Origin of the sequence: Corynebacterium sp., assembly GCF_022712275.1 — a bacterium.
In the GTDB taxonomy this organism is placed as follows: Bacteria; Actinomycetota; Actinomycetes; order Mycobacteriales; family Mycobacteriaceae; genus Corynebacterium.
Window position 1 is genome coordinate 1 of record NZ_JALAGU010000026.1, and the last position, 16,610, is coordinate 16,610.

A 16,610-nucleotide genomic window follows, 5' to 3' on the forward strand; every position below is an offset into this window, starting at 1 on the left:
CCCCCATCCCTCGGCCCCTGCACCTGCCGGCCGGTCACCGCCCCGCACCGCCCCGGAGTAGTCGCCGTCGGCCCTGGGGCGGCACTGCGAGGCATTGCTACGTGCACAGTGGCATCTCTTCCAGTCGCCTCAGCTGGTCCAGGCGACAGGAAGAGCTGCCACCCTGCAGGGAGGGATGCCACCGGCGTCACCCCGCAGATACCCGGTGGGGACCCCTGCCCGGACATCCGCTCTCCCGGCATCCCCCCCACATCCCGGGCCCTACTTCCCGGCGTCGTCCCCTGCGTCCCCGTCAGCGTCCTCTGCCTCATCCTCACCGTCGTCGAGGCTCAGGCCGAGCTGCTCCAGCTCCGCCTTGAGGTTCTCCATCGACAGCTCGACCTCCTCGGAACCCACGCCGTGGGAGTGGACGTGCTCACCGTGCAGCGCATCGATGCCGGCAGCGGCGGCACGACCCTCGACCTCGTCAACGGCCAGGTCCATGGCGTCCCCCAGTTCGGAGTACGCGGGGTAGATGACCTCGCGCTCCAACTCGTCGCGCAGCGGCTGGTCGCAGAACGCGGTCTCCAGCGCATTGGTGGTCAGCTCGAGGAACTGCCAGTACTCCAGGTCGAAAGCCTCGGCGAGCTTCACCATCTCACCGCTCATGGTGCAGCCGGAGACCAGACGGTTGTCGGTGTTCACGGTGCAGGTGAAGCCGAGCTCGTAGAGCAGGTTGAAGGGGTGCTCCTCCACCGTCTCGCAGATGCCGGTCTGGGTGTTGGAGGTCGGGCAGATCTCCAGCGGGATCCGGCGGTCGCGGACGAACCTGGCGACCTTCCCGAGCTCGAGCCCGCCCATGGTGGCTTCGATGTCCTCGTAGATCCGGACGCCGTGGCCGATGCGCACCGCTCCCTGGCGCAGCCCGTCGGCGATGGACTCCACACCCGCGGCCTCACCGGCGTGGACAGTCACCGGAATGAGGTTCTCGCGCAGCAGGCTGAAAGCGGCGACGTGGTTGGACGGCGGGAACCCGTCCTCGGCACCGGCGATGTCGAAGCCGACGACGTAGCCCTCGCCCGGGCTGTGCTCGCCGTAGTTGTCGACGAGCAGCTGGGCGATCTCCAGGGCACGGTCGGCGTGGCGCATCGCGCACAGCAGCAGGCGGGCGTGGATGCGGTGGCCCGCGGCAGCGGCGGCACGCTCACCTTCCTTGACACCCTGCACGGTCGCGTCGACGACCTCCTGCAGGCTCAGGCCCCTGGCCTGGTGCTGCTCGGGGGCGTAGCGCAGTTCGGCGTAGCACGCACCGTCGGCGGCGAGGTCCTCGACGGCCTCCTTCGTGACGCGGACCAGGGCGTCCTTCGTCTGCATGACGGCGGTGGTGTGGTCGAAGGTGGTGAGGTAGGTCGGCAGGTCACCGGAGTTCGCGGCGTCGAAGAACCACTTCTCCAGCTCGCCGGCGTCGGTGGTGGGCAGTCCGTCGTAGCCGGTCTCGGCGGCGATGTCGATGATGGTCTGGGGACGCAGCCCGCCGTCCAGGTGGTCGTGGAGGACGACCTTGGGCAGGGTGCGGACGATCTCGGGATCGACGGTGGAGTACGCGGGTTCAGTCATGGTGCACCACGATACCGCCGGTAGAGTTCCTCCACGATGCGTACTCTCCTTTCCGCCGGACTTGCCGTGCTCATGGCGGCCGCCACCGTCTCCCCCGCCGCCGCGCAGGAAGGGCTCAACGGCATGCCGCGGGACCAGTGGCTGCCGTTGACCGCCCCGGTGGGGACGCCGCTGCCACGCGACCATGCGTTGTGGACCGACGACTGCCGCTACGATGAGCGCCTGCCACGGGCCTTCGACAAGGACGCCGTGCGCGGTGCGGACGTGGACCCGGTGATCACCGTGGAGCGTCCGGGTCCGGGCGGAGAAGACCTGGACACCTGCGGGAATGTCGCGGCGGACGGGGTGGACATGCCGGAGCGGCTGAGCCTGGGCAGCTACGTACTCTACGATATGGACTCCGGCGACGTGCTCGCCGCGAAGGACCCCTACGGGCTGTACCGTCCGGCCTCGGTCATCAAGATCCTGCTCGTCATGATCGCGCTGGACGAACTGGACATGGACCAGAAGGTCAAGGTCACTGAGGAGATGGCCGATGTCGACGGCTCGAAGGTGGGGGTCGGGGCCGGTGGAAAGTACACCGCGGAGCAGCTGCTGCAGGGGCTCGTGATGAACTCCGGCAATGACGCAGCCCTCGCCCTGGCCGGAGCGCTCGGCGGTACGGACGCCACGGTGGCGAGGATGCAGGCACTCGCCGATGACCTCGGCGTGCAGGCGACGAAGGTGACCACGGTCAACGGCCTGGACACCCCCGAGGTCCAGACCACCGCCTACGACCTGGCGCTGATGTACCGTGCGGCGTTCCAGCGGGAGGACGTCCGGACACTCCTCGGCACGGAGCAGGCGACATTCCCCGGCTTCGGGGACAACCCGGAGTTCCAGATCGCCAGCGACAACGGGCTGCTCTACGACTACCCCGGCACGATCGGCGGGAAGACAGGCTTCACCGACAATGCCCGGCACACCTACGCCGCCGCGGTCTCCCGTGAGGGGCGGACGCTGGGCGTGGTGATGCTCAATTCGACCGTCGCGGCGGGGCGTCCGTGGCAGCAGGCGGAGGGGATCTTCGACGCCGCTTTCGATGCTCCGGAGGACGCCTCGGTCGGGCAGCTGGTGGATACGGCGTCCCCGGTGGAGAACGAAGCCGTCCCGGCTGCGGACCCCGACCGGTCGGAGAACTCCCTGACCACCACCGGGGTGTCCCTCATCGTCGCCGGTATGGTGTGCGTCCTCGCCGCCGGGGCGTGGATCCTCATCCGCCGACGGCGCTGAACCGGTGGCGGGCAGGCCCTACTTCCTGGTGAACAGCCCGCAGATTGCGCCGCCCGCCTTCATGACAACCCCGCCGAGCAGGACGCCCATCGCGGCTCCCGCCCCGACCAGACCTGCCTGCCGGACATTCTGTTCGGTCCTGGCCGGCGGATGGGAGTCGCGTCGGATCTGGATGACGGCCGGGGCCGGGGCGTCCGGAATGACCTCGGCGAGCGCCTCGGGGGACGTGGCGACCCAGGAGGAACAGTAGAGGGTGATGCGCCACAGCAGGTAGAGCAGCACCATCACACCGATGATCGGACCGAATGCCGCGCCGGCCGGGTTGGACATGGTGTTGTTGAAGAAGACGGTGGCGAACTGCTTCATGAACTCCAGTCCGACTGCACCGATGATCGCGCCGCGCACCGCGGCCTTACGGGGCACGTGGGTGCGGGGGAAGAACATCAGCATCCAGTACATGACCACCCAGTTGGCGACCAGGGCGATCACCAGCGCGACTATCCAGACGAACACACGGATTCCCGCGATGTTGTCCAGGTTCAGTGCTTCGATGATCGTCCAGGTGAATCCGCCGGAGCCGACCGCTGTGACGGCGAAGGCGACGATCAGGGCCAGCAGCAGACCGATCAGGGCGATGAGGTCGCTCAGCTTTCCCTTGATGAAATTATCCGCTGTCAGGTCGGCCTTCCACATCGCGGAGATACCGGCGCGCAGATTCCCGATCCAGCCGAGACCGGTCCAGAGAGTCAACACAAGACCGATACCGAAGATACTTCCGCGCTGTCCGATCGCCGTATTCAGAATGTCGGTGAGAGTGTCGCCGAGATCGCCGGAAGCAGAGTCCTTGATGTCGTCGATGATGTCGTTGAGCAGATCCTCGTTACCCGCCAGGATCATGGCCACCACGGCCACTACCAGCATGATCAGCGGGAAAATCGACAGCACCGAGAAGTAGGTGATACCCGCGGCATAGTAGTTTCCGCCCTGCTCCCCGTACCGGTCGTTCATGTGCATGACGTGGTCGAGCCAGGGCCATTTCGCCCGGAACTTCTCCACGGCGGACTGCTTCTCTTCGGCGCCACCGTCGCCGTTGTCGTCGGTGCCTGTGGTCGTGACTTCAGTGCTGGCGGCCATCGGTACATCCTCACGGTCGTCTGATCTAGGGGCAGTTCTCCACACTAATGCGGAAAACACCGGGCATACGTTGCAATTGGCACGGTACATCGATCACGACTGTTGCGTCGGAAGAAAGAACCGGGCGCACGACGATCAGGAGAACACCATGTCCGGCGTGGATGTCAGGGACCAGGACGACTTCCCGGTCACCGACCACTCCGACGGGCGGCTCGACAATCTGCGGGCGCCCTCGGACGAGTACGACCGGCCGCGCCTGGCGATCGGGGTGCCGGAGCCGTCCCGTCAGCAGGGCGAGGAGTACGAGGTGTCGTTGTTGAGGAGGCGGGCGTTGCCGCCGCCGTTGCGCTCTGCGGTGCACAGTGCCGCCAGGTCATCGCCGTAGTCGATGACGAACGCGTAGACCGAGGCGCCGCTCTTGGGCTCTGCAGGGCGCAGTGAGGGGCAGTCGCCCGGCTCCATGAGAATCGCGTCCGGCCACTGTGTCCGGGAGTCTGTCATCTGCTGGTCGAAGTTCTGGGCGTCGTCCATGACCGAATTCACGATAAGGACGCCGCGTCCGTCGCAGGCCAAGGGGCCGGAGCCGGAGGGGGCGTCCTCCGGGGAAGGGTCCGGGGAAGACTCCGGAAGCGGTACGGCCGTCGGCGTCGTGGTCTCCTCGGCCTGTTCCTCCGGAGCCACCGTCACCGTCGTGAGTGTGGCCGGAGCGTCCGACGTGACTTCGGGTGATTCGGTAGATGTCGTCGCGGCGGTGTCACTGTCGTCTGAGTCATTGCCGGTCAGTGCCCACGCACCGACCACGACAAGCACCACCACAACGAGGACGGCCGCCACGGTCGCCAGGGCCTTCCTCCGGCGTGGACTCCCCTGCGACTGTTGCTGAGGGGCATTCACCCACGGGTTGGCGGGAGTCTGCCGACTGTCGTTCATATGGTCTCCTTCATCAGTCTTCCTCAGGGTATCCGAGGATCATCCCGGGCCCTGGCGTATCTCTCAGATTCTGCGCCGGGGTTTCACAGACACAGAGCGCCCAGAACCTGGGGCTCACCGCAGACTCACCCGAATAGAGGAAACCCCGGTAACGGTCTATTCTTCTTCCTGACAACCCCTGGTTTCATGACCTCACCTAACCCCACCTAACTCCACCTAACCCCACCTACGGATGGGCACACACGTCGATGAGCAACACGAATCCCTTTTACCCCCAGCAGCCTCAAGGACAATTCTCCCCTCAGGGCCAGTTTCCTGCTCCCTTCGGTTCCCCACAACCGTCACGACCGGCCTGGGTGATCCCTGTGATCGTCGGCGTCACTGCACTGGTGGTCGTTGCAGCTCTCGTCGTCTGGTTGGTCGCGTCCGGCGGTGATGACAAGGACTCTGCGGCACCGGCCCAGACCACGGTCGTCGTCATCACCGAACAGCCTGATTCTTCCGACCCTGACCCAGACTCCGGTAGCGCTTCGATGCCCACGGCAGTGCAGTCCGCTCCGTCGTCCGACGGGAACTCAGGTGGCAGCTCCAGCGGCTCCGCCAGTTCGGGAAGCAGTTCCGGATCGGGCAGCATCGGCAGCGGGTACTACGGTGCAGGACTCAACGTTCAGCAGGACTGCGGATCCACCGGGACCTCGGCAAGCTATGTCCTCACCGGTGCCGGCACCGCACAATGCGACTTCGCCCGCGATGTCGGCGATGTGCTGTCTGGGACCACGGTCCGCGAAGGATCATCGCGGAACATCACCGTCTACAGCTACAACCGCAGCGAGAACGTCGACCTCTCCTGCCTGAAGGCTCAGGACAGTGACCGGGATTTCCTCTGGAAGTGCACGACCGAGTTCAACAGTATCGTTTACGTCTATCCCTGATCACCCGACCTGCCCGCAGAAAAGAACCTCATGATCCTCAAGACCCGACTGACTGTCGGTAGCGCCCTCGCAATCTCACTGCTGGCACTCTCCGCCTGCACCATCGGTGATGTCGAGACCTCCGACGACGGTCCCACCATCGTGACCGTCACCCGGTCGTCATCTGACGACTCAGATGCCGCGCCCTCACCTACCCTGGAAGCTGCCCAGGAAAACGCCCGGGAAAGTGATCCTCCCGTGTCCGCACCCGCCGGAAATCTCGCCGCACTCGCAGACCGCACCGTCTACCTCGACCCGGGCCACGCCGGTACTGCCCCACCCGCGGAGCTCACGGCTGACGACGGCCGGGGCGGCACGAAATCGTGCAACACCTCAGGCACGGCATCCGACGACGGGTGGCCGGAACACACCTTCACCTGGGAGATCGGTCAGCAGCTCCGGGCCATCCTCGAGGACGCCGGGGCCACCGTCCTACTGTCCCGGACCGATGACGTCAACCGCGCCGACTGCATCGACGAGCGGACGTACAAGGAGAACGCCTCAGCGGCGGACGTCGTCGTCAGTCTCCACGCCGACGGATCCGGGCCAGGGAACACGGGGTTCCACATTTCCGCGGTCACCGACCCTCTGCCGCAGAACCTGTCGGAGGAGTCCTCCCGGCTGGCGTCCACCGTGCGGGACACCATGGTCGCCGCCGGGCTTCCCACCTCCAACTATCTCGGGGTCGACGGACTGAACCCGCGCGCCGACCTCTCCGGACTCAACCTCTCGACGAAGCCGAAGATCCTCATCGAGTTCGGCAACATGCGTGACCTCAATGATCTGGCGGCGCTGCGGTCCCCGGAAGGACGCCAGCAGCGCGCCCAGGCGGTGGCGGAAGGCATCGCCACCTACCTGGCCTGATCCGGTCGCCCGGACTTCTCCACCGGTAGTCGGCGACGAACGGAATCGTCTCGTCGAAGAGCTTCTTCAGGTTGGACGATCGGTCGCCGTCTTCCGCGCCGGACACGACGACCGAGACCAGGTCTGCGCTGTACTCGTCGCGCAGTTCCTGGACACCGCGTCGTCCTCGCGGGCCCTGGTTGTCGGGCTCCTGGAAGTCGATCTTCCCGGCGTGGGCGAGGTTGACCTTGCCCTCGATGTCGGAACGGTCCAGGGTACGGTTCATGCCCTCGACGCCCTCGTTGATGGCGTCGGTGATCTCGGCTTCGCCGCCCTGCTCTTCTTCGGCATCGACGGTGTACAGGACGGGCAGATCGATGGTCCGCTCCGCAGAGATCCTGTCCTCGCTGAGGTCGTCGAGGGAATCCAGGGAACCTGGGACGGTCGACGATGCAGCTGCCAGGGACGAGGAGGGGCGAGGAGGGGCTTCGTCAGCGCCGGTGAACGGCACGCGTGTCACGGTCTGGATCGTGGAGTCGATCCGGCCGCCGGACGAGAAACTCACGCACCTTCACAAAAAGGCGCCCTAGTCTCAAACCGTCAGTGCAACACTGGTGGGAATGGAGGCGACCATCATGGCGAAGATTGGACGGCCAGGGCACCATGCGATGCCCCGAGCGCCCTGCAGCGCTCTACCGCAGCAGACCCATCCGCTCGTAGACCTTCGCCACCAGCGGCTCAGCGACGGCAGCGGCCTTCTCCGCACCCCGGTCGAGGATGCGCTTGAGCTCCGCCGGATCAGCCATGTATTCGTCGTAGCGGGCCTTCAGCGGCGTGGTGAACGCCTCGAGGGCGTCGGCGGTGTCCACCTTCAACGCGCCGTACTGCGCACCTGTGGCCTGGTAGCCTGCCACGATCTCGTCGATCGACCGGCCGGTCAGTGCGGACTGGATGACCAGCAGGTTCGACACGCCCGGCTTGTTGTCTCTGTCGTAGCGGATCTCACCGTCATTGTCGGTGACCGCGGACCTGATCCGCTTGGCGGAGGTCTTCGGTGCGTCCAGCAGGTTGACGATGCCCTTCGGGTTCTCTCCCGACTTGCTCATCTTCGCCGTCGGCTCCTGCAGGTCGTAGATCTTCGCCGCACCCTGCGGAATGAACCCGTCCGGCACCACGAAGGTCTCACCGAAGCGCGCGTTGAACCGCTCGGCGAGGTTGCGGGTCAGCTCCAGGTGCTGACGCTGGTCCTCGCCCACCGGCACGAGCTGCGGGCTGTAGAGGAGGATGTCCGCCGCCATAAGCATCGGGTACATGAACAGGCCGGCCGAGGTACGCTCCGCGCCGCGCTTGGAGGACTTGTCCTTGAACTGCGTCATGCGGGACGCCTCGCCGAACCCGGTGAGGCAGGTCAGCACCCACGCCAGCTCTGCGTGCTGCGGAACCTGGGACTGCACGAAGATCGTCGACTTCTCCGGGTCGATCCCGAGCGCCAGCAGCTGGGCGACCCCGGCCGTGGTGCGGTCGCGCAGCTCCGTCGGATCCTGGTCCACGGTGATGGCGTGCAGGTTGGGGATGAAGTAGAAGGCGTCGTAGTCGTTCTGCAGGTCGATCCACTGCTTGACCGCTCCCAGGTAGTTCCCGAGGTGGTAGGAGTCCGCGGTGGGCTGGATTCCGGACAGGACGCGCTGCATTTCACTCATGACCAGCAACCTTACATCGGTGACCCGACCGCTCCACCGATTCCCTCCCGGGCGATGTCCAGCAGCGCCGCGGCGTCCCTCTCCAGGGCGCCGTGACGGGGGAAGACCGCGCGGATCAGGCGGCGGAACGTGGCGTCCTGCACGGGGACGCGGACCAGTTCACCCAGCTTGAGCTCACGGGCGACCGCACGTGCCGCGATGAGCGTCGGCTCCCCCATCCCCGTCACCGCCGCCCGCTGTGCCGACAGTGACCCGAACTCACCGGCCGGGGTGGCGACCGTGCCGAGGACGTCCTCGACGACATCACGTGACCCCGAGCCTGCCTCGCGCATGATCAGCGGCGTCCGACGCAGTTCCGCCGCCGTCACCCCCGGACCCGTGCGCACATCACGCTGCGCCCAGGCGTGGGACGCCGGGACCACGAGAATAAGGTCGTCCACCCCGACCACCGCAGAATCCAGGCCGTGACTGACCGTCGTCCCCTCGACGAAACCGAGCGGGCAGTCCCCGTCGGAGACCGCCTCCCCCACCGCTGCCGAGTTGCAGGGACGCAGCAGCAACCGGACCTGCGGATTCTGCTTGTGGAAGCGGGCCGCCCACGACGGGAAGTACAGTTCGGCGACCGTGTTGGAGACCGCCACCGGCAACGACCGGGCGGCGTCTGGACGGGCGGCCCCGGCGATGACACGGGAAAAGCCGCCCACCGCGTCGAGGTACTCGTGCGCGGCATCGAGGACCGCCCGCCCCCGTTCGGTCGGTTCAGATCCGCCGATACCACGCCGGAACACCTTCACCCCCAGGGTCCTCTCGGCGGACGCCACCCTCGCACTCACCGTCTGCTGGCTGAACCCGAGAGCGCGGGCCGCCGATGCGATGCTGCGGTGCTCGTCGACGGCGATGAGTGTGACGAGCTGGTCGACCGGCGGCACGTTGGGGTACATGCTCGCATTGTACCCCCGACGGTGAAACTCGTTATCCCCGGTTAGAACGAATACGGACTAGCGTGAAACCCATGTCCGTGAAACACACCACCGCCCGGGTCGCCGGATCTGCACCAGGCCCGGCACAGAGTCCGGGGCCGGTCACTGCGCCCGTGGCGGCACCGGCACTGCCCGGTCCGGGGGCCGCCTGGGGAGGGGCCGTGATGGGACTGTCTGTCACGGGGTCCCTGCTCGGCATCCGTCTTGCGGCCCCGCTCGGCGCCGCAGTCACCGTCCTGGCGGCCGGTGTCCTCCTCATCCTGGTCGCCGGTGCGGTGAGGGCACCACGGTTCAGCGACATCCCTGCCTGGTCGATGATGACGATGGGTGTCCTCGCTCTCGGATCCGCTGTGGACACCACGTTCGGCTGGTCCGGCGCACACGCCGTCACCTGGGTCCTCGGTTCGGTTGCCGCTGTGGTCGTGCTGATGGTCCAGGGTGTCCGTTTCCTGCGCGGTGAGGTACCCGCGACCTTCCCCGGCGTCCTCCCCCTCGTCACCCCGATGGTTGCCGCGACCAATGCCGCCCAGCTCGGCCACCCGCTACCCGGCGTGCTCTGTTTCACCGCGTCCCTGCTGACTGCTGTCCCCGCCTTCGCGCGCGTGTACCTCTGTGCCGGACGCCGCCCTCCCGCCGAGACCGCGGCGGCCACATGGATCCCGCTCGGGGTGGTCGGCCAGAGTTCCGCTGCGGCACTGCTGCTCACCGACGGGGCCACGGTCGGCGTCGTCTACGCCGTGACAGTGCTGTGCCTGGGATTTCCCGCGGCGGGCTGGGCGGCCGTGAACCACTGGGGCGCACTCCTCCACCGTCCGATGCCGAATCCCTCGTGGTGGGCCGCGACCTTCCCGGTCGGCACCTGCAGTCTGGGGACGCACACTCTCGCGGCAGTGACGGGCGTGGCGTGGGTGGACGCGGTGAGCGCCGGGCTACTCCTGTTTCTGTGCATCCACGTGGCGCTGGCCGCCATCGGTACCGCGTCCGCCGTACGTCGGCGGCACCTCGGCTGATCAGTCCAGGAAGATGTCCCGGTGCAGTGCGGAGTCCGGGGTCCCAGGAACCGCGGCGTAGCCCGACAGGTCGGTGACACCATGCTCGGCGAGCAACTCCTCCATGATCAGCGACTGCCCGGTGATCTCCCGGGAATCCGTGGTCAGCAGGGCGTAGGCGGAATCCGCGGCGATGTCCGGGGTACGGGAGACACGCATCATCTCGTCGCCGCCGAGGGCGTACTTCACCGCGGCGGTGGCGACCGTGGTGGCCGGCCACAGCGCATTGGCGGCGATGCCGTCGTCGGCGAACTCGGCGGCCAGGCCCAGGGTGGCCATGGTCATCCCGTACTTCGCCAGGGTGTAGCCGGTGTGCGCGCCGAGCCACTGCGGGGTGGTGTTCAGCGGCGGGGACAGGGAGATGATGTGCGGGTTCTCCGCCTGCTTCAGGTACGGCACGGCCGCCCGGGAGAGCATGAAGGTACCGCGGACGTTGACGTCCTGCATGAGGTCGTATTTCTTCTCCGCCAGGTCCAGCGTACGGGACAGGTCGATGACGCTGGCGTTGTTCACCACCGCGTCGATCCCGCCGAAAATCTCGACGGTCGTGGCGACGGCGCGGGCGATGTCCTCGTCGTTGCGGACGTCACCGTGGATCGGCAGGGCCTTCCCGCCCGCCTCCTCGATGGCGTCGGCCGCGGTGTGGATGGTGCCCTCCAGCTTGGGATGCGGGGTGTCGGTCTTCGCGAGGACGGCGACATTCGCGCCGTCGCGGGCGGCCCGCAGCGCGATCGCCAGGCCGATGCCGCGGGTACCGCCGCTCATGAGGATGGTCCTGCCTGCCAGGGTTGCTGAGTTACTCATGCAGGCAACCCTAACCGCCGGGAGGACGCGGCGGGGCGACTTCCGCCTAGTTGTACTCCACCAGCACCGGGGAGTGGTCGCTCCACCGCAGGTCGTAATCGGGTGCCTTGTCCACCCAGGCCGCGACAGCGCGCTCGAACAGCGGGCGGGTCGCGATCTGGTAGTCGATGCGCCAACCGGCACCCGTGTCGAAGGCCTTCCCGCGCCAGGTCCACCAGGAGTACGGCCCCTCCTCCTCATCGGCATGCAGCTGACGCAGCACATCGAACCACTGCGGGTCACCGGATGCTCCCCCGGCCACCCGGGCTCGGGCCACCTGCCCCGGCGTGTAGTCCACTGCGCCGAAGAAGTCCCCTGCCCCACCGGCCGGATTGCCGTTGCGTCCCGCGTCCGTGGCGTCCCCGACCTGCGTCGTAGCGTCCGGGAAGGTGCCCAGCAGGGAGTCCATGAAAGCGCGCTCGTCGGGCAGGAAGCCGGACTTCTTCCGGTTGGGACGCCAGTTCTTCAGGTCGGCGCGGCGGTGGCAGATGTTCCAGTCACCGCCGACGACCATCTCCTCCCCGCTCGCGGCACGGGCGGCGAGGTAGGGACCGAGGACATCGAGGAAGCGGTACTTCTCATCCTGCTTGGTGGTGTTCTCCGCGCCGGAGGGCAGGTAGACGCTGGCCACGGTGATGCCGGCGGTCTTCGCCTCGATCCACCGCCCGGCGTCCCCGAACTCCTCGGCACCGGGCATCTCACCGAACCCGACCTGCACGTCGTCGATCCGCGCGCGGGAGAGGATCGCGACACCGGCGCGCCCCTTCGCCGCCGCCTCGGCCTGCACCAGGTGCCAGCCGGACGCCAGCGCCGGGGCGAGCGTCGCCTCGGTCTGCTCCGGGGTGGCGCGGACCTCCTGCAGCAGGACGATGTCCGCCGGGGTGGCGTCCAACCAGGGGAGGATGCCGTGATTCAGTTCATTGCGCTGCTTTGCGGCGGCGCGGATCCCGTTGACGTTGACGGTGGCGACGGTGAGGCTCATGCGCACCACCCTAACCGGCGGCAGGCACCTCCCGGGCCAGCTGCCTCCGGTAGAGCAGATGGGTCGGGACGAAGATCACCAGACCGGCCAGCGCGAGGCCCGCTCCGGCCAGCGCGGGTGCCGAATAGGAGTACCCCGCGCTGATGACCGCGCCACCGATGGCCGCACCGGAGGCGTTGGCGATGTTGAACGCCGACTGGTTCATCGCGGCGGCGAGATTCTGGGCCTTACCTGCGACATCCATGAAACGGGTCTGCATGACGATGACGAGGATGCCGCCGCCGACGGAGACCAGGCCGAACATCAGGATCGCCAGCGGGGCGACGGTACTGGCGAAGTAGAAGCCGACCAGCATGACGATCATCGTCAGGAACGCGCCGACGATGGATCGGGGGATATTGCGGTCGGCGAGGCGTCCACCGACCATGTTCCCGATGACCATGCCGATGCCGTAGACCATGAGCACGAACCACATCATGTTCTCGGGGTAGTGGGCGCGCTCGGTCATCGTCCAGGAGATGTAGGTGTAGACGCAGAACATGCCGCCGAAGCCGATCGCCCCGGACAGCAGTGTCAGCCAGACCTGTGGGTTCACCAGGGCGCCGGCCTCGGTACGGGGTCGGGTGACGGGCATGAGTGTCAGGTGCGGCATCGAGATCCACAGCCCGGTCAGGGTCGCCAGGCCGATCAACGCGACGACGCCGTATGCCGCCGCCCAGCCCAGCACTGAACCGATCCACTGTGCCACCGGAACACCGACCACTGTCGCGGTGGCCAGTCCCAACGAGATCCGGGCGATGGCCTGACCCCGTTTGCCGGGCTCGGCCATGGACGCGGCGATGAGGTTGGCGACGGCGAAGTAGGCGCCGTGCGGGAAGCCGGCGATGAACCGCGCCACCATGAGCAGTCCGTAGGAGTGGGCGAACATGCTCAGACCGTTGCCGAGGGTGAAGGCCACCATGAGGATGATGATCAGCCGCCGTCGGGGGATGCGTCCGGTGAGTGTGGTGATCAGCGGAGCACCGACGACGACGCCCATGGCGTAGGCGGTGACGACATGGCCGGCCTGGGCTTCGGTGATGCCGAAGTCGTCGGCGATGTAGCTCAGCAGACCCATCGAGACGAACTCGGTGGTGCCGATGCCGAAGCCGCCGAGGGCCAGGGCGAGCATGGCGATGGGCCGACGGCGGCGTCCCATCTCGGTCTGTCGCGGCAACGGGGTGCGGTGCGGGTGCGGGACGTGGAGGAGCCGTCGACGGGGAGCGGTCGTGGTGTCGGTGTCAGGGTCGGTGTCAGGGTCGGTGGATGACGGGAAAGAATCAAGCATTAATTCATCACCTTTTAGAGCGGAAAAGTGGAGGTCGGGATTCGGTGGTGACGGCATCCCGGGCGACAGGAGTTCGGACCGCGAACGTTGAGGGGCCTCGGGGAAGCACCTATGCGACCACGTCCGGGCGGATACCGCAAGCCCACGCCGGTCGTGTGTGACGTGTCAGTCGCACGGCGACGGACCGCGATCCGCCCACTGTGACCTGCACGACAGTTATGTGTACGCCACCGCTCGTCTACCTCCCCCGGAGAGAGTGGCGTCCATTACTTTGCCGTATCATAGGTCCCGTGGATTCCGGCGACATCGATCGCCACCGAATGACATGCGAATACACGGGCATTAACTGAGCACCGTATCGGTTGACCGCCCACAGCAATAGAACACAAGGGAGTACCTGCCCATGGCCAAAATCATCTACACGCGTACCGACGAGGCACCGCTCCTTGCGACCTACTCTCTGCTGCCCGTCATCGAGGCCTTCGCCGGTACCGCCGGCGTCGAGGTCGAGACCCGGGACATCTCGCTGGCCGCCCGCATCCTCGCCGCCTTCGACGATCTGCTCCCGGAGGAGCAGCGGGTGGACGACGCCCTCGCAGAGCTCGGCGAGATCGCGAAATCCCCTGACGCGAACATCATCAAGCTGCCGAACATCTCGGCATCCGTCCCCCAGCTCAAGGCAGCCATCGCCGAGCTGCAGGCCGACGGCTACGCGCTCCCGAACTTCCCGGACGAGCCCGCCACCGACGAGGAGAAGGACGCCCGCGCCCGCTACGACTCCGTCAAGGGCTCCGCCGTCAACCCGGTCCTGCGGGAGGGCAACTCCGACCGCCGCGCACCGCAGGCCGTGAAGAACTTCGCCCGCAAGCACCCGCACACCATGGGTGCCTGGGACAAGGATTCCAAGACCAACGTCGCGACCATGACCGAGGGCGACTTCCGTCACAACGAGAAGTCCGTGATCATCGACGGGGACGACACCCTGCAGATCCGCCTCGTCGCCGCCGACGGCACCGTCACCGTACTCAAGGAGTCCCTGCCGGTCCTCGACAAGGAGATCGTCGATGCGACCGTGCTGCACGCCGCCGCGCTCGACGGCTTCCTCGCCGCCCAGGTCGCGCGTGCCAAGGAGGAGGGAATCCTCTTCTCCGCACACCTCAAGGCCACCATGATGAAGGTCTCCGACCCGATCATCTTCGGCCACGTCGTCCGCGCCTACTTCGCCGATGTCTTCGCGCAGTACGGTGACGAGCTGTTCTCCCACGGCCTCAACGGCGAGAACGGCCTCGCCGCGATCCTCTCCGGCCTCGACGAGTTCGAGGATCAGAAGCTGGCCGACGAGATCCGCGCCGCCTTCGACAAGGGCTTCGCCGAGGGCCCGTCGATCGCCATGGTGAACTCCGAGAAGGGCATCACCAACCTGCACGTCCCCTCCGACGTCATCGTCGACGCCTCCATGCCCGCCATGATCCGCACCTCGGGTCACATGTGGAACAAGGACAACGAGGAGCAGGACGCTCTCGCAGTCCTCCCGGACTCCTCCTACGCCGGTGTCTACCAGGTCGTCATCGACGACTGCCGCAGGAACGGCGCCTTCGACCCGACCACCATGGGCACCGTCCCGAACGTCGGCCTCATGGCGCAGAAGGCCGAGGAGTACGGCTCCCACGACAAGACCTTCAAGATCCCCTCCGACGGCACCGTCGAGGTCGTCAACTCCGCCGGTGAGGTTCTCATGTCCCACACCGTCGCCACCGGCGACATCTGGCGCGCCTGCCAGGCCAAGGACATCCCGGTCCGCGACTGGGTCAAGCTGGCCGTCAACCGTGCCCGCTCCACCGGCTGGCCCGCCATCTTCTGGCTGGACGCCACCCGCGCCCACGACCGGAACGTCATCACCAAGGTCGAGGAGTGCCTGAAGGACGCCGACCTCGTCGGTTCCACCGAAGGCCTGGACATCCGCATCCTCTCCCCGGAGGAGGCCTGCCAGGTCTCGATCGACCGCATCCGCGCCGGCGAGAACACCATCTCCGTCTCGGGCAATGTTCTGCGTGACTATCTCACCGACCTCTTCCCGATCATGGAGCTGGGCACCAGCGCCAAGATGCTGTCCATCGTCCCGCTGATCGCCGGTGGCGGACTCTTCGAGACCGGTGCCGGCGGATCCGCCCCCAAGCACGTCCAGCAGCTCATCGAGGAGGACTACCTCCGCTGGGATTCCCTGGGTGAGTTCCTCGCCCTGGCCGAGTCGCTGCGCAAGCTGGCCGAGACGGACAACAACCCGCGCACCCCGGTCCTGGCGGACGCCCTGGACAAGGCCACGGAGAAGATCCTCAACGAGGACAAGTCCCCGGCCCGCAAGATCGGTGAGATCGACAACCGCGGCAGCCACTACTACCTGGCCGCCTACTGGGCCCGGAACCTTGCCGAGCAGACCGAGGACCCGGAACTGGCCGAGATCTTCGCCCCGGTCGCCGACGAGCTCGAGAAGCAGTTCGAGACCATCAAGGTCGAGATGCGCGGCGGTCAGGGCACCTCCGTCGACCTCGGCGGCTACTACTGGCCGAACGACGAGAAGACCACCAAGGTCATGCGCCCGTCGCAGACCTTCAACGCCGTCATCGACGGGCTCGCCGCCCGCTAGACTGCGCCTTCTGCGTCCTTCAGCGTCCTTCCCTGACGCACCCGGAACCCCGGGGTACCTGCCCTCCACGGCACGGTGCCCAGGGGTTCCGTCGTATGCGGACCCGTTCCCCGTGGCCGCCAAGCAGGGGTATATACAGGGGTGACGTTTAAAAAGGCATGGCTCGCCTAAAGATCACCCGTCAATGGCCCCAGATAGGGGTGTACGGCCATGATCACAGTCCGTTTCGGGGGTGATCAACCGTAGAATCAGAGGTGAAGGACACAGAAGGTCGGGAGAAATCCCACAACCGTGATCGGCGGACACAGTTACCGGTTCCACCGGACCGTTCCCGCCGGC

Annotated in this window: 14 protein-coding genes; 5 read left to right on the forward strand and 9 right to left on the reverse strand. The window is 66.9% G+C overall.

From position 1 onward, the window contains the following. Positions 1-261: 261 nt before the first annotated feature. Positions 262-1,596, reverse strand: coding sequence for an adenosine deaminase (locus Q0A27_RS05215; RefSeq protein ID WP_291474006.1), 1,335 nt, complete (start codon positions 1,594-1,596; stop codon positions 262-264). A 36-nt stretch (positions 1,597-1,632) separates the two neighbouring features. On the opposite strand from Q0A27_RS05215, the gene Q0A27_RS05220 reads away from it, so the two are divergent. Next, entirely contained in the window at positions 1,633-2,868 is a 1,236-nt protein-coding gene (locus Q0A27_RS05220) for a D-alanyl-D-alanine carboxypeptidase family protein (RefSeq protein ID WP_291474007.1), read from the forward strand. 18 nt (positions 2,869-2,886) lie between these two features. On the opposite strand, the gene Q0A27_RS05225 is transcribed toward Q0A27_RS05220, so the two are convergent. Next, positions 2,887-4,002: a YhjD/YihY/BrkB family envelope integrity protein gene (locus Q0A27_RS05225; RefSeq protein WP_291474008.1), complete on the reverse strand. Its 1,116-nt coding sequence runs from the start codon at positions 4,000-4,002 to the stop codon at positions 2,887-2,889. Positions 4,003-4,287: 285 nt separating this feature from the next. Then, on the reverse strand, positions 4,288-4,932 hold the full coding sequence (locus Q0A27_RS05230; protein WP_291474009.1) for a hypothetical protein: 645 nt from the start codon (positions 4,930-4,932) through the stop codon (positions 4,288-4,290). A 365-nt stretch (positions 4,933-5,297) separates the two neighbouring features. Here Q0A27_RS05230 and Q0A27_RS05235 point away from each other — a divergent pair, with 365 nt between their 5' ends. Then, positions 5,298-5,864: a hypothetical protein gene (locus Q0A27_RS05235; protein WP_291474010.1), complete on the forward strand. Its 567-nt coding sequence runs from the start codon at positions 5,298-5,300 to the stop codon at positions 5,862-5,864. Between the two features lie 30 nt (positions 5,865-5,894). Next, a complete protein-coding gene (locus tag Q0A27_RS05240; protein WP_291474011.1) occupies positions 5,895-6,767 on the forward strand; it encodes an N-acetylmuramoyl-L-alanine amidase in 873 nt (290 codons plus the stop codon). Here the strand turns inward: Q0A27_RS05240 and Q0A27_RS05245 are convergent. From Q0A27_RS05245 to Q0A27_RS05255, 3 genes are all read right to left on the reverse strand, one after another. Next, complete coding sequence (locus Q0A27_RS05245; protein ID WP_291474012.1) at positions 6,679-7,311, reverse strand: hypothetical protein; 633 nt, start codon at positions 7,309-7,311, stop codon at positions 6,679-6,681. The genes Q0A27_RS05240 and Q0A27_RS05245 overlap by 89 nt on opposite strands. A gap of 127 nt (positions 7,312-7,438) precedes the next feature. Then, complete coding sequence (gene trpS, locus Q0A27_RS05250) at positions 7,439-8,446, reverse strand: tryptophan--tRNA ligase (protein WP_291474013.1); 1,008 nt, start codon at positions 8,444-8,446, stop codon at positions 7,439-7,441. 11 nt (positions 8,447-8,457) lie between these two features. Beyond that, the gene (locus Q0A27_RS05255) at positions 8,458-9,387 is read right to left on the reverse strand and encodes a LysR family transcriptional regulator (protein WP_291474014.1); all 930 of its coding nucleotides are present in this window, start codon (positions 9,385-9,387) and stop codon (positions 8,458-8,460) included. A 203-nt stretch (positions 9,388-9,590) separates the two neighbouring features. On the opposite strand from Q0A27_RS05255, the gene Q0A27_RS05260 reads away from it, so the two are divergent. Further along, positions 9,591-10,436, forward strand: coding sequence for a hypothetical protein (locus Q0A27_RS05260; protein ID WP_291474015.1), 846 nt, complete (start codon positions 9,591-9,593; stop codon positions 10,434-10,436). Here Q0A27_RS05260 and Q0A27_RS05265 read toward each other — a convergent pair whose 3' ends face one another. The 3 genes from Q0A27_RS05265 to Q0A27_RS05275 are packed head-to-tail and all read right to left on the reverse strand — an operon-like array spanning position 10,437 to position 13,498. Continuing rightward, entirely contained in the window at positions 10,437-11,279 is an 843-nt protein-coding gene (locus Q0A27_RS05265) for an NAD(P)-dependent oxidoreductase (RefSeq protein ID WP_291474016.1), read from the reverse strand. Positions 11,280-11,325: 46 nt separating this feature from the next. Beyond that, positions 11,326-12,300 carry an exodeoxyribonuclease III gene (locus Q0A27_RS05270; RefSeq protein WP_291474017.1) on the reverse strand — a complete coding sequence of 325 codons (975 nt, stop codon included), beginning with the start codon at positions 12,298-12,300 and terminating at the stop codon, positions 11,326-11,328. Between the two features lie 10 nt (positions 12,301-12,310). After that, positions 12,311-13,498 carry an MFS transporter gene (locus Q0A27_RS05275; RefSeq protein WP_291474152.1) on the reverse strand — a complete coding sequence of 396 codons (1,188 nt, stop codon included), beginning with the start codon at positions 13,496-13,498 and terminating at the stop codon, positions 12,311-12,313. A 532-nt stretch (positions 13,499-14,030) separates the two neighbouring features. Here Q0A27_RS05275 and Q0A27_RS05280 point away from each other — a divergent pair. Further along, positions 14,031-16,271: an NADP-dependent isocitrate dehydrogenase gene (locus Q0A27_RS05280; protein WP_291474018.1), complete on the forward strand. Its 2,241-nt coding sequence runs from the start codon at positions 14,031-14,033 to the stop codon at positions 16,269-16,271. Positions 16,272-16,610: the final 339 nt, after the last annotated feature.